This is a genomic window from Rhizobium sp. WSM1274, from assembly GCF_025200775.1.
GTDB lineage: Bacteria > Pseudomonadota > Alphaproteobacteria > Rhizobiales > Rhizobiaceae > Rhizobium > Rhizobium leguminosarum_I.
Map to the genome: position 1 here is coordinate 651168 of NZ_CP104138.1, position 13991 is coordinate 665158.

General features: G+C 61.8%; 9 protein-coding genes. 6 read left to right on the top strand and 3 right to left on the bottom strand.

The annotated features are described in order from the left end of the window. The first annotated feature begins 366 nt into the window (after positions 1-366). From N2600_RS03075 to ubiA, 5 genes are all read left to right on the top strand, one after another. Positions 367-2676, top strand: a complete 2310-nt coding sequence (locus tag N2600_RS03075) for a Tex family protein (RefSeq protein ID WP_260297926.1) — start codon at positions 367-369, stop codon at positions 2674-2676. Positions 2677-2809: 133 nt separating this feature from the next. Next, positions 2810-4069 carry an SAM-dependent methyltransferase gene (locus tag N2600_RS03080; RefSeq protein WP_017963048.1) on the top strand — a complete coding sequence of 420 codons (1260 nt, stop codon included), beginning with the start codon at positions 2810-2812 and terminating at the stop codon, positions 4067-4069. 67 nt (positions 4070-4136) lie between these two features. Beyond that, on the top strand, positions 4137-4718 hold the full coding sequence (locus tag N2600_RS03085; RefSeq protein WP_260297927.1) for a histidine phosphatase family protein: 582 nt from the start codon (positions 4137-4139) through the stop codon (positions 4716-4718). A 349-nt stretch (positions 4719-5067) separates the two neighbouring features. Next, positions 5068-5883, top strand: a complete 816-nt coding sequence (locus N2600_RS03090; RefSeq protein ID WP_017963050.1) for a MipA/OmpV family protein — start codon at positions 5068-5070, stop codon at positions 5881-5883. 157 nt (positions 5884-6040) lie between these two features. Then, positions 6041-7000: a 4-hydroxybenzoate octaprenyltransferase gene (gene ubiA / locus N2600_RS03095; protein WP_260111101.1), complete on the top strand. Its 960-nt coding sequence runs from the start codon at positions 6041-6043 to the stop codon at positions 6998-7000. A gap of 85 nt (positions 7001-7085) precedes the next feature. Here the strand turns inward: ubiA and N2600_RS03100 are convergent, their stop codons facing one another. After that, the gene (locus N2600_RS03100; protein ID WP_260110229.1) at positions 7086-7652 is read right to left on the bottom strand and encodes a DUF6101 family protein; all 567 of its coding nucleotides are present in this window, start codon (positions 7650-7652) and stop codon (positions 7086-7088) included. Positions 7653-7952: 300 nt separating this feature from the next. Here N2600_RS03100 and N2600_RS03105 point away from each other — a divergent pair, with 300 nt between their 5' ends. Continuing rightward, positions 7953-11288: a DUF1217 domain-containing protein gene (locus N2600_RS03105; RefSeq protein WP_260297928.1), complete on the top strand. Its 3336-nt coding sequence runs from the start codon at positions 7953-7955 to the stop codon at positions 11286-11288. Between the two features lie 202 nt (positions 11289-11490). Here the strand turns inward: N2600_RS03105 and N2600_RS03110 are convergent, their stop codons facing one another. Further along, positions 11491-12927, bottom strand: coding sequence for an FAD-binding oxidoreductase (locus tag N2600_RS03110; protein ID WP_017963054.1), 1437 nt, complete (start codon positions 12925-12927; stop codon positions 11491-11493). 33 nt (positions 12928-12960) lie between these two features. After that, on the bottom strand, positions 12961-13935 hold the full coding sequence (locus N2600_RS03115; RefSeq protein WP_260297929.1) for an L-threonylcarbamoyladenylate synthase: 975 nt from the start codon (positions 13933-13935) through the stop codon (positions 12961-12963). Positions 13936-13991 lie beyond the last annotated feature (56 nt).

A 13991-nucleotide genomic window follows, 5' to 3' on the forward strand; every position in this document is an offset into this window, starting at 1 on the left:
ATGCCGCATCTGCACAACCGCAAAAACGGACGAGAGCGATGGGGTGGGGCGACCGGGGGCGTGTTGCCGCGTGGCCCCCTCATCCGCCCTGCCGGGCACCTTCTCCCCGATGGGTAGAAGGGGAGTTGCGGCAGCGATCCATTCTTGCCACTGCCGTTTGTGATGGAGGAAAGCAGTGCGGCATATCCCTTCTCCCCTCGGGGAGAAGATGCCGGCAGGCAGATGAGGGGGCCACACGGCAACACGCCGATGGATCCCCCAATCCATTAACTTCCGCTGTGAAAACCACAGTCGGGCATTGCCTTGCCGCTTTTCGCCGCTATGGTCCCGCCACCTCTGTCGAAACAGGAAATCCCCAGGAACCCCATGGCCGCAGACCTCCGTTTTCTCGCAGCCCGCATCTCCGCCGAAATCAACGCCCGGCCCGAACAGGCCAAAGCCGCCATCGAGCTGCTTGACGAGGGCGCAACCGTGCCCTTCATCGCCCGCTACCGCAAGGAAGTGACGGGCGGGCTGGATGATACGCAGCTGCGCAATCTCGCCGAGCGGCTGGTCTATCTGCGCGAACTCGAAGCCCGGCGCGACGCGATCGTCGAATCGATCACCGGCCAGGGCAAGATGACCGACGAGCTGATGGCCAAGGTCGCAGGCGCCGAAACCAAGGCCGAGCTTGAAGATCTCTATCTGCCCTACAAGCCGAAGCGCCGCACGCGGGCAGAAATCGCCCGTGAACGCGGCCTCGGCCCGCTCGCCGAGAGGATCCTCGCCGACCGCGCCAGGGAACCGGCGGTGCTGGCCGAAGGCTTCGTCACCGCTGATGTGCCCGATGTGAAGACGGCGCTCGAGGGCGCGCGCGATATCATCGCCGAAGGCATTGCCGAAAATGCCGACCTGCTCGGCAGGTTGCGCGCTCATATGCGCCAAGCCTCATTGCTGAAGGCGAAAGTCGTCGACGGCAAGCAGGCGACGGGCGAGAAGTTTTCCGATTATTTCGACCATTCCGAACGCTGGGCGACCGCCCCCGGCCACCGCGCGCTCGCCATGCTGCGCGGCTGGAACGAGGAGGTGCTGACGTTGACGATCGAGGCCGACGCCGAGACGGCCTCCCCGAACAAGCCGGTCGAGCGCATGATCGTGGCGGCATACGAGATCGGTACCAGCCGTCCCGGCGACCGCTGGCTGATGGAGGTCGCAAGCTGGACCTGGCGCGTCAAGCTTTCCATGTCGCTCTCGCTCGACCTGATGCGGGAACTGCGCGAAAGGGCGGAAGAGGAGGCGATCCATGTCTTCGCCCGCAATCTCAAGGATCTGCTGCTGGCCGCGCCCGCCGGCTCGCGCGCGACGATGGGTCTCGATCCGGGCATCCGCACCGGCGTTAAGGTCGCCGTGGTCGACGGCACCGGCAAGGTGGTGGCGACATCGACCGTCTATCCCTTCCAGCCGAGGAACGATGTGCGCGGCGCCCAGGTCGAGCTGGCCTCGCTGGTCCGCAAGCACAATGTCGAGCTGATCTCGATCGGCAACGGCACCGGCAGCCGCGAAACCGAAAAACTGGTGGCCGACATGCTGGCCGATTTGCCGGCGCCGAAGCCGACCAAGGTCATCGTTTCGGAAGCCGGCGCCTCGGTCTATTCCGCCTCGGCGACCGCTGCTGCTGAATTCCCTGATCTCGACGTGTCGCTGCGCGGCGCCGTCTCCATCGCGCGGCGCCTGCAGGATCCGTTGGCCGAACTCGTCAAGATCGAGCCGAAGTCGATCGGCGTCGGCCAGTATCAGCATGACGTCGATCAGCAGAAGCTGTCGCGTTCGCTCGATGCGGTGGTGGAAGATGCGGTGAATGCCGTCGGTGTCGATCTCAACACCGCGTCTGCGCCGCTGCTCTCGCGCGTCTCCGGCCTCGGCCCGTCGATTGCCGACGCCATCGTCCGCCACCGCGACAGCGAAGGCCGTTTCGAGACGAGAAAGGATCTCCTGAAGGTCGCCCGCCTCGGCGGCCGCACCTTCGAGCAATGCGCCGGCTTCCTGCGCATTCCCAACGGCAAGGAGCCGCTCGATTCCTCTTCGGTGCATCCGGAGGCTTACGGCGTCGCCAAAAAGATCGTCGACGCCTGCGGCCGGGATCTGCGCGCGCTGATGGGTGATAGTGCCGTCTTGAAATCGGTCGATCCACGCCAGTTTATCGACGAGAAATTTGGCCTGCCGACGGTCAGGGACATCATCGCGGAGCTGGAAAAGCCCGGCCGTGACCCGCGTCCGAGCTTCAAGACCGCGACCTTCGCCGAGGGCGTCAACGAAATTTCCGACCTGACGCCCGGCATGGTGCTGGAAGGCACGGTGACCAATGTCGCCGCCTTCGGCGCCTTCGTCGATATCGGCGTGCACCAGGATGGTCTGGTGCATGTGTCCCAGCTTGCCGATCGCTTCGTCAAGGATCCCCACGAGGTCGTCAAGGCGGGCGATGTCGTCAAGGTGCGGGTTGTCGAAGTCGATGCCAAGCGCAAGCGCATCGGTCTTTCCATGCGACGCGACGATGGTTCATCGGCGCCGCCGCCGCGCGGTGATTCTCGTCCAAACCAAGGGGCGCGGCCGCAGAACGAACGCCGGCCTGCGGCTCAGAACCCGGGAAGCCAGGGCGCATTCGGCGCGGCACTTGCCGAAGCCATGAAGCGAAAATAGGGGTTTAGCCGGCATTTCGGCAAAAATGCAACAGTTTGGCAGCGTTCTGAACGGAGTGCTAAATCCGGCGCTTGTAAGGCGAAAGAGAGCGACTAAGTTGATGTGACCATCCTGTCACATTTGCGAGGCGTGCATGGCGTCGGCATTCTTATCGATCGTCCAGCAAATCGTCCGCAAGGGTTCGTTGAAACTTACCCTTGCCAATGGCGAAACCCACACGATCGGCGACGGCACGGGTGAACCCGTTGTCGCTCGCCTTGCCGATCAGGAGGCCGAGGACGCCATCCGGCGCGACCCGACCATGAAGCTCGGTGAAATGTACATGCAAGGCCGGTTCATTCTCGAACAGGGCAACATCTACGATTTCCTGTCGCTGGTGAAACAGAACACCACCAATGAAATCTTCGATTTCAAGATGGCGGCACTGCTGCTTGGCCGCATTGCCTGGCAGCAGCTGAAGAGCCGCGTGCCGGTCAATCGCAACAAGCACAATGTCGCCCATCATTACGACCTTTCGGCCAAGCTCTTCGATCTTTTCCTCGACGAGGACTGGCAATATTCCTGCGCCTATTTCGAACCCGCCGGCATCAGTCTCGATGAGGCGCAGCTCGCCAAGAAGCGCCATATCGCCGCCAAGCTTCTGCTCGAGCCGAACCAGCGCATCCTGGAGATCGGATCCGGCTGGGGTGGCATGGGCATGTACCTGACGGAGGCGACCGAAGGTGCGGAGTTCACCGGCATCACACTGAGCGAGGAGCAGCTCAAGGTCTCGCGCACGCGCGCCGAAAAGCGGGGCCTTGCCGACCGGGTGCGATTCGAACTGCAGGACTACCGCACCATGACGGGCCGGAAGTTCGACCGCATCGTCTCGGTCGGCATGTTCGAACATGTCGGCATCGGCAATTACGGCAACTTCTTCCGTAAGGTGTCGGATCTCCTCGACGACAACGGTGTGATGGTGCTGCATTCGATCGGCCGCCCGAAGCCGAGCTTTGCCACCAATGCCTTCATCGAGAAATATATCTTTCCCGGCGGCTATATCCCATCCGTCGGCGAGGTCGTGCCGCCGCTCGAAAAAGCAGGGCTGCTGGTCAAGGATATCGAAATCCTGCCGATGCATTATGCCTATACGCTGCGCCATTGGCGCGAGCGTTTCGTGGCACGCAAGGCCGAAGCGGTGGCGCTTTACGACGAGCAATTCTTTCGCATGTGGGAATTCTATCTGGCCGGTTCCGAAATGGGCTTCCGCTGGGACGAGCTCTTCATCCTACAGATCCAGATCGCCAAGAACCAGTTCGCCGTTCCCGACAATCGCAATTACATTGCCCGCAACGAAGCCAAGCTGAAGGAATTCGAGGCGAGGCGCGCCCCGCTGGAAAAGGTGACGTTCTAATCCCGCGGAAGTGCTGCTTCCGCTGGCGGTTTAGCCGAGGGACCGATTCTCATGAAAGGACGTGCCGATGAGCAGTGCGTTTCCCGAGACCTATCTAGTCCGCCACGGTGAAACCGAATGGAGCCTGTCCGGGCGCCATACCGGACGCAGCGATATTCCCTTGACGGCGAACGGCGAGGCTGCCGCCCGCAAACTCGCCGGCCGGCTGGCGGGCCTTACCTTCTCCGCCGTCTGGTCGAGCCCGTCCGAGCGGGCTCGCAAGACCTGCGCGCTCGCCGGCTTCGGATCGGACGCGGTGATCAAGGACAATCTCGCCGAATGGGACTACGGCGCTTATGAAGGCATCACCACAAAGGCGATTCTGGCGGAGCGCCCCGGCTGGCAGCTCTTTCGCGACGGTTGCCCGAATGGCGAATTCGCCGCCGATGTCGGCGCCCGCGCCGACGCCGTCATCCATGCGCTTCGCGAAACGGCCGGCACCATCCTGATCTTCTCCAGCTCGCATTTCCTGCGCGTCCTCGCTGCCCGCTGGCTGGGTCTGCCGCCGGAAGGCGGCGCGTATTTCTCGCTCGATACGACGAGTATCAGCGTGCTCGGCTACGAGCACGATCTGATCGAACCGGTCATCCGCCGCTGGAACCAGAGATAGGGAAATAGCGGCAGCTGTTTATGACTTTCTTCGCACCAATGGCGGCCCCTCACCCTAACCCTCTCCCCGTAAACGGGGCGAGGGGACGTGCCACGCGAGAGGCCTGTGGGGAACGGAGAGGTCACGGCACATCCCCTTCGCCCCGTTTACGGGGAGAAGGTGCCGGCAGGCGGTGAGGGGCTGCTCTCGCCAATATCGAGGCGGGATGTCGTGTACGACCGCTAAAGGCAGCCACCTTTCATGAGCGCCCATTGTTTCACCGTGGTTAACATTGGGGTAACGACATCAGGATAGATGTAGCGAGCGCCGCTCTCCGCGGCTTTGTTTTTGCTTTTTCTGGAGTGCGGACGTGTCTCATCGATCAGTCGTATCGATCTCTTTAGCTATTGCCATTTCATCTCTAGGTTCGGCGGCCGCCGCGCAGGAAAGCGGCCAGCACTTCTGGTCCGGCGACTGGTATCTGAGCGTCGGCGTCGCCGGCTTCTCCGCCCCGAAATTCGAGGGCTCGTCGCACAACGAATTCAAGTTCAGCCCGCTGATCTCGGTTGGCCGCCAGGGCGCCGGCCAGCGTTTTTCCTCGCGCAACGATAATCCTTCTTTCGCCCTGATTGACAAGGGGGCCTTCCGTGCCGGCATCGTCGGTAAATTCGTGCCGTCGCGCGATGACGGCGACGGCAGCGAGCTGAAGGGCTTGAAGAAGGTCAAATGGGGCGCGGAAGCCGGCGGTTTCGTCGAGGTCTACCCCACAGATTTCCTGCGCGCCCGCGCCGAAGTCCGCCAGGGCATCCGCGCGCATGACGGCATCGTCGCCGATCTCGCGGTCGATGCCTTCACCGATATCGCGCCCGACCTGCAACTATCAGGCGGTCCGCGCGCGACCTTCGCCACCAGCGGCTATTACGACGCCTATTACGGCGTCAACGCCAAGCAGGCGGCGGCAAGCGGTCTTGATCCTTATAAGCCGTCGTCGGGCATCCAGTCCTATGGCGCCGGCACGGCGCTCACTTGGAAGGCGACGGAAAACCTCTCTGCCAGTTCCTTCCTCGAATACAAGCGGCTGGCAGGTCCTGCCGCTGACAGCAGTCTCGTGCGCGAGCGCGGCTCGAAGAACCAGGTCGTAATCGGGGTCTCGGCGACCTACAAGTTCAATTTTTCACTGCAGTGATTGACGGCGCCGCGGGCCTTTCCGGACATGCGGCGCTGTAACGCTTTGAATTGCCACATGACTTCGCCGGGATCGATTCCGGTCTGAGGAATGATGCAAGTGGCATTGCAATGATCGCGTCTTGACCGGGTCGGCGGCCCGCCGCTAGATGAGCGGCATGCACGATACCGGCGATTTCAACGATCGCGTCTCCGACGCACCTTCCGATAACTGGGTCTACCGGATCCTGCCGTCATGGCTTTGGCCCTATGCGCAGTTGGCGCGCTGGGATCGCCCGATCGGCTGGCAGTTGCTGATGTGGCCGTGCTTCTGGTCGGCGACGCTTGCCGCCAATGCGGCGATCGGTGAGGGGATCTATTCCGGCAGTGTGCTGGTGTCTCACCTGTTCCTCTATTTCATCGGCGCGGTCGCCATGCGCGGCGCCGGCTGCACCTATAACGATCTCGTCGACCACCAGATCGACATGGAGGTGGCGCGCACGCGGTCGCGTCCGCTCCCCTCCGGCCGCGTCAGCCGCCGACGGGCGAAGATCTTCATCGGCTTGCAGGCGTTGGTCGGCCTCTTCGTGCTGCTGCAGTTCAACTGGCTCAACGTCTTCCTCGGCGTACTCTCGCTCGGGATCGTGGCGTTCTATCCCTATGCCAAACGGTTCACCGACTGGCCGCAATTCTACCTCGGACTTGCCTTCTCCTGGGGCGCGCTGATGGGCTGGGCCGGCATTCTCGGCGGCCTCTCCTTTGCCGCCATCCTGCTCTACGCCGCCTCCGTCGCCTGGACGATCGGTTACGATACGATCTATGCGCATCAGGACAAGGAGGATGACGAGCTGATCGGCGTCCGCTCCACTGCGCGCCTGTTCGGCGATAGGACACGGCGATGGCTGATCGGCCTTTATGGGCTGACGCTGGTGCTGATGTTTATCGCTTTCGCTCTCGCCGGCGCTAATCTCATCGCTTTCCTGGCCTTGCTCGGTGCGGCCGGCATGTTCGCCTGGCAGATCGTCCGGCTCGATATCAACGATGCCGACCAGTGCCTGGCGCTCTTCAAATCGAACAACCGCGTCGGCCTGATCATCTTCTTCGGCCTCTTCATATCGCTGCTGTTTGCTATTCCCTGATTGGGACAATGGATGAAAACGATAAACCCGGCGCGGGCGCCGGGTTCAAAATCGTATTGCCAAATCGGGACTTTCGCGATTTCGCTCAATTGCGGGCGATGATTTCCTTACCTTCGATCTTCATGGCGACGCCCAGCCGGCCGGTGGTGCGGCGCACGAGGAAGCGCGGACGGCGATTGGCGAAGTAGGAATGACGGCGGCGCGGCTTGAGATCGCTGGTGCGTAAGGCACCAATATGGTCTTCGAGCGGCCGGGCGACACCATCGGCCTCGACCATCAGCATCGGGATCCGGAAGGCTTCGGACCAACTGCGCCAGTCGGCAGCGATATCGCTGAGATCATGGGCGACGAGCAGCGGAATGCAGAGCTCCGGATCGGTGTGATGGAGTTCGAGGGTTACGGTGACATCGCCGTCGCCATGGTCGATGGCGCGGGCGGCGACACCTTTGAAAACGCGCTTCGGCAGCGCAATCGAGAGCGGCAGGCCGCTGGAGGGGAGGACCTTGCGCAGGACCGCACCGCGTTCGTCTATCGTGATATTGACGTCATCCGAACAATCGTGGATGGCATAGCTGACCTGCTGGGGAAAGCGGGTCGGATCGAGGCGCAACGTCGTGCCAGCCCAGGCGGGCTTCATAACGGGATTGTTCATTTCATTCTACCCTTGTCTTACCTGAGAGCCGATTTCCGGTCTTCTCCTTGGGACTTTTCGTCCTCTATGGCCGACAATAGGCAGCCGCCGTTCCGTACAGCTTAAAAATTGCGGTTAAGAAAACTTTGCCTCCTCTGATGGTTATCAAAACCGAATCCGGCAGGGTTTCCGGAAGGTGAACGATGTGGTGTCCTGAAATGATGCATCCAGAGGTAAGCCTCAGGTAAGCTTTCCATGGCAAAATGTGCTCACCAGCAGTTCGTCTTTCTTTTAGAAATTTGGGTGAAAAGGGCGCTTTTCATGATCTCGGCTTCCCTCGCTTACACGATCCTGTCGCGGGATATGACGTCCAGCCTCAACAAGGTTGCGTCGCAGGCGACGGTCAAGAAGGATGCTCAGTACTACGCCGACCATATCAACAAGGTCGAAAACGTCGACGATTTCCTCGGCGACTACAAGCTCTACAGCTATGCAATGAAGGCCTATGGTCTCGAGGACATGACCTATGCCAAGGCCTTCATGAAGAAGGTGCTCGAAAGCGACCTCACAGACCCCAACAGCTACGCCAACAAGCTTTCCGATACGCGTTATCGCGAGTTTGCCGCCGCCTTCAATTTCAACGCGCCGGCCAAGGATGTGCAGACCGACGCGCAGGAGGACGACCTGATCGGTCTCTACAAACAGTCCTTCGTCGATGCCGACAAGGCCGCCAGCGCTGAGAGCACCTACTACAGCAACAATATCGATAGCGTGCAGACCGTCGACGACCTGGTCAACAACGCCCGGCTGCGCACCTATGTGCTGAAGACCTTCAAGATCGATCCGACCTATGCGTCGAAGGATTTTCTGCGGCAGGTGCTGACGAGCGATCTCAGCGACCCCACGAGCGTCGTCAACACGCAAGGCGGCGACAAATACAAGGCGCTTGCCGCCCAGTTCAGCTTCAATGCCGACGGCACCGTCACCGGCACGGCGCAGACCGCCGCGCAGAAGGCCTCGGTCATCGAATCCTACACCCTGAATTCCCAGTCCGTCATCATCGACAATTCGGTCGGTTCGGACGTCTATTACGTCGGCCAGACGGCGGCCGATTACAACAAGGCCTATTACACGGCGAAGATCGGCACGATCACCAATGTCGACGATCTGGTCGCCGACAAGCGCCTGACCTCTTATATCACGACGGCCTACAGCATGGGCGCCGACTTCACCGCCGCAGCGCTGCGCACGGTGCTGACCGATCCCAGTTATGCCCAGCTGATGGGCTTTACCAATGTTTACAACGCTTTCAACTTCAAGGCTGACGGGTCGGCCTCCAGCACGGCGCGCGTCCAGACGCTCGATCAGGCAAACAGTCTGAAGGCGGCCGCATCGAACACGAACAACTATTATACCGTCACATCGCAGTCGAGTGGCATCACCAATGTCGACGACCTGCTCGCCGACAGCGTGCTGGCGCGCTACATCAAGGATGCCTACGGTCTCGGCGCGAGTTTCAGCAATGCCGACCTGAAGAACATCCTGACCGATTCGGCCTATGCCGCGGCCCAGGGCCATGCCGATCTCAATGCCGACTTCAACTTCCAGGCAGACGGTTCGATCAACGGTTCCGTGATCCAGACCGCGGCGCAGCGGAAATCGACGACCGACAAGTCGGCGGCGAATGCAGCACATTTCAACAGCATGATCGGCAACGTCACCAATGTCGACGACATCATGTCCGATGCGGTTTCGGTCAGCTATATCAGAAACAGCATGCAGATCGCAGACAGCGTCTCCGATGCGACATTGAGGACTTTCCTCGTCGATCCCACCGCGGCCAGCGTCCAGGGCTACAGCGACGTTCACAACCTCTTCAATTTCAAAGCGGACGGTTCGGTCGCGACCCTTTACGCCTCGCAGAGCGCGACGCAAAGCGCCAGCACCACCAGCAAGGCCGACAATGCGGCAGTCTACTACCAGTCGACCATCGCCGGCATCTCAAACGTCGATCAGTTGCTGGCGGACCAGAAGCTGAACAATTTCGTCCGCAACGCCTACGGCATCCCGTCGACCGTCGGCGACGTCGCTCTTCGCGCTATCCTGACCGATCAGAGCGGCACCGGAACCTATGCCGACGTCGCCGCGGCCTTCAATTTCAAGGCGGACGGCACTCTTGAGGACGGCATGGCGGCGCAGACCGCGACCCAGATCAGCAGCACCAAATTTGCCGCCGCGGCGCGCACCGATGATTATTCCGCCAGGATGTCGACGATCGGCAATGTCGATGATCTGCTTGCCGACAGCGCCATGACCAATTTCCTGAAGAGCACCTACAATCTGCCGTTCAGTATTTCGGACGCCGATCTGAAGAGCATCCTGACCGATGCGACGGCCGCTGCCGCAGCCGGCCATGCCGATCTCAATGCCGACTTCAATTTTGCCGCCGACGGATCGCTTCCTGTCCTCAGTTCGGCCCAGACGGCCGATCAGGCACAGACCACCAACGACAATTATGCGGCGCGCTACGACGACGAACGCGACGAGGCGATCGACGAGGTTGCATCCAACTACCAGAAGCTTATGGCCGACAGCAGCAGTCTGCTGAATTTCTCCGACGTCAACAGTGTCAATGATTTCCTGCGCAGCAATTCGTCGGCCGATTTCAGCAAGAGCAACGACAAGCTGCCGGATCTTTTCCATGTGGCGCTGCAGGCCTTCGGTCTGACCGACCAGGAGGTCTCGCGCTCGATGATGCGCAAGATCCTGACGAGCGATGCCTATGATCCGAATGGCTATGTCGCCTCGCTCAAGGATGAACGCATCACCAATCTTGCCCGGGCCTTCAATTTCGGCCCCGACGGCAAGGCGGCATCACCCTTCCAGGCGCTCCCCGACGCGACCATGGCCAAATATGCCACCGACTATCGATCGCATATCACCATGCTGATGAAGGACGGTCCGGTGAAGGACAAGGCGGCGAAGGACGCGACGGCTGAAGTCAACTATTTCGCCAAGGGCATGGCGAAGGTGAAGTCGCTCGACGATTTCCTCGACGACAGCCGCCTGACCGGCCTGGTGCTGAAGGCGAACAACCTTGATCCGAAGGATTACGACAAGGCGACGCTCAAGAAGATCTTCACATCCGATCCAGACGACAAGAAGAGCTATCTCAACGCCACCGCCGATGCACGTTTCAAGGATATCGTCGCCGCCTTCAACTTCGACAAGGATGGCAATCTGACCCGCGCCAAGATCGGCACCATCCAGAACAAGGCGGCCGAGGAGCACACCCAGGAGCTCTACGTCAAGCAGACGATGGAAACCCAGGAAGGCGAAACCAACGACGGCGTGCGCCTGGCGCTCTATTTCAGCCGCAAGGCCCCGAGCATCACCTCGATCTATTCGATCCTCGGCGACAAGGCGCTCTATCAGGTCATCACAACAGCCTACAGCCTGCCGTCGCAGATCTCGGGCATGGATGTCGCCAAGCAGGCCGATCTCATCAACCGCTTCGTCAAGCTCGAGGATCTCCAGGATCCGAAGAAGGTCGACAAGCTGCTGCGCCGGTTTACCGCGATGTACGACGTCCAGAACGCCACCCAGCAGTCGCCGGCGCTGATGATCCTGACCGGCGGCGGCACGCAACAGTCCTAAGGCAATTCCCAGCAGAGCGCTTGACACGGATGGCTGCCCCTCACCCTAACCCTCTCCCCGTAAACGGGGCGAGGGGACGTGCCCCGCGAAAGGTTGGTGGGAACCGAAAGGTTGTGTCATATTCCCTTCGCCCCGCCTGCGGGGAGAAGGTGCCGGCAGGCGGATGAGGGGCAAACGTTGGCGATCCCTCCGATCGTCGGCCTCACGGATCGAGGCTGACGACCTTTCCCGGGTTCATGATATCGGCGGGGTCGAACGCGCGCTTGATGCGGCGCATCAGCTCGATTTCGATCACAGGCCGGATCGCCGCCAGTTCGTCGCGCTTCAGCTGGCCGATGCCGTGCTCGGCCGAGATCGAGCCGCCATGCGCAAGCACCCGTCCATGCACGATATGGTTCATCTCGTGCCAGCGGGCGATGAAGGCGTCCTTGTCGGCGCCGAGCGGCTGGGAAATATTGTAATGAATATTGCCGTCGCCCATATGGCCGAAGGCGCAGATGCGGGCGCCCGGCATCGCCGCCATGACGGCTTCTTCGGCCTCGGCCATGAAATGCGGGATCTTCGATACGGGCACGGAAACATCGTGCTTGATCGAGCCGCCTTCCGGCTTTTGCGCATCCGACATGCTCTCGCGCATGTGCCAGAGCGCCTTCTGCTGTGCTACCGACGAGGCGATTGCCGCATCCAGCACCAGCCCGGCCTCGAATCCCTGTTCCAGCACGCCACTCATCATCCGCTCCGCCGTCTCGGCCGAGTCCGACGTCGAAATGTCGATCAGCACATACCAGGGATAGGCGGTCTCCAGCGGATCGCGCACGCCGTCGATATGGCGGGTGGTGATTTCGACGCCGAAACGCGGCATCAGCTCGAAACCGGTGAGCGAGGCGCCGCAGAGACTGGAGGCGAGGTTGAACAGGGCAAGCGCGTCCGCCACCGAATTCAGGCCGGCGAAGGCCACCTGATGGCCGAGCGGCTGGGGAAAGAGCTTCAGCACCGCACCGGTGATGATGCCGAGCGTGCCCTCGGCGCCGATGAAGAGATCGCGCAGATCGTAGCCGGTATTGTCCTTCTTCAGGCGGCGCAGGCCGTCCCAGATCTCGCCGGTCGGCAACACCACTTCGAGGCCGAGGCAGAGCTGGCGCATATTGCCATAGGCAAGCACGGCCGTGCCGCCGGCATTGGTGGAAAGGTTGCCGCCGATGCGGCAGGAGCCCTCCGAGCCGAGCGACAGCGGAAACAGCCGTCCATGCGCCTCGGCCGCCTTCTGCACCTCGGCAAGGATGGCGCCGCCATCGGCCACCAGCACGTTCGCCACGGGATCGACATCACGAATCCTGTTCATGCGCTCGAGTGACAGGATGATATCGCACTTGCCCTGACGCGGCGTCTGGCCGCCGACGAGGCCGGTATTGCCGGTTTGCGGCACGATCGCCGTTCCGGTCTCCGTCGCAAGCTTCATGATATCGGAGACTTCTTCGACCGAACCGGGTTTCAAGAGGAGAGGAGAGGAGCCGTGATAGAGCCCGCGGTTTTCGATCAGATGCGGTGCAAGATCGGCCTCGCTACGCAACGCGTATTTTTCACCGACGATGGCCGCGAAGCGATCGAGGAGTTCGGTGGAAATGCTGGAATTGCTCATCGGCCTCGGTTCTCCATCGTGATGCACTGTCCCTCAGTCGCGGGGCGCGGCTGCCCGCTGCAGCCGGTCGTTGATCGCTTCGCCGAGCCCATCCTCTGGAATCGGCGAAAAGGCGATGCTCTGGGCGCCGCTGGCATCGGCCCGCTTCATATAGTCGAAAAGATTGGCCGCCGCCTCCGCCAGGTCGCCGCGCGGGCTGAGATCAAGGACGATCAGGGCACCGTTCGCGCCGGAAACCGCAGCGCTCCCGAAGGCAATCAGTGCCTCGCCGGGTTCCACCGCCGTCGCATTGAGGCGCACGGAAGCGCCCGGCGCGTAATGTGAGGCGAGCATGCCCGGCGCTTCGATCGCCGCCGATGCCGTTTTCGGCCGCAGCAGCGGCTGGCCCGCGACACGCTCGATCTCGCGCGCCGCCAGTCCCCCCGGGCGAAGCAGCCGCAACCGGCCGCCCTCTGCTTTGACGATCGTCGATTCGACGCCGACAGCACTTGGGCCCGCATCGAGGATCAACGGGATCCGCGCCCCGAGATCGGCTTCGACATGGGCAGCACTCGTCGCGCTGATCCCGCCCGAGGTATTGGCGCTCGGGGCTGCGAGCGGCCGTCCGAAGGCGCCGATCAACGCGCCCGCAAAGCCCTTCGGCACGCGGATGCCGACGGTGTCAAGCCCGGCGGTCGCCAGCAAATGGATCGGGCTTTCTGGCTTCAGCGGCAGCACGAGGGTCAGCGGACCGGGCCAGAAGGCTCTGGCCAGCGCCCGTGAGACCGGGTCGAACTCGGCGTGCTCTTCGGCCATGGCGAGATCGGCCATGTGGCAGATCAGCGGGTTGAAGCGCGGCCGACCCTTTGTCTCGTAGATGCGGGTGATGGCTGCGGGATTGGTGGCGTCGGCCGCAAGGCCGTAGACGGTCTCCGTCGGGATGGCGATGGCAAAGCCGTCGGCAAGAGCAGCTGAGGCCGCCTCAAGCGCTGCCTGCCTGTCTGCCGTGATGTCGATTATGCGTGCCATATCCTGCCCGTGTTGGTCCTGGCAGTCATTAGGCTTTCCGCCGCTCGCGATCAATC

What these genes read in the sequence shown, in the direction of transcription:
- N2600_RS03075 (WP_260297926.1), top strand. Translation starts at nt 367, where the DNA reads ATGGCCGCAGACCTCCGTTTTCTCGCAGCCCGCATCTCCGCCGAAATC.
- N2600_RS03110 (WP_017963054.1), bottom strand. Translation starts at nt 12,927, where the DNA reads ATGAGCAATTCCAGCATTTCCACCGAACTCCTCGATCGCTTCGCGGCC.
- ubiA (WP_260111101.1), top strand. Translation starts at nt 6,041, where the DNA reads ATGCACGATACCGGCGATTTCAACGATCGCGTCTCCGACGCACCTTCC.
- N2600_RS03085 (WP_260297927.1), top strand. Translation starts at nt 4,137, where the DNA reads ATGAGCAGTGCGTTTCCCGAGACCTATCTAGTCCGCCACGGTGAAACC.
- N2600_RS03080 (WP_017963048.1), top strand. Translation starts at nt 2,810, where the DNA reads ATGGCGTCGGCATTCTTATCGATCGTCCAGCAAATCGTCCGCAAGGGT.
- N2600_RS03100 (WP_260110229.1), bottom strand. Translation starts at nt 7,652, where the DNA reads ATGAACAATCCCGTTATGAAGCCCGCCTGGGCTGGCACGACGTTGCGC.
- N2600_RS03115 (WP_260297929.1), bottom strand. Translation starts at nt 13,935, where the DNA reads ATGGCACGCATAATCGACATCACGGCAGACAGGCAGGCAGCGCTTGAG.
- N2600_RS03105 (WP_260297928.1), top strand. Translation starts at nt 7,953, where the DNA reads ATGATCTCGGCTTCCCTCGCTTACACGATCCTGTCGCGGGATATGACG.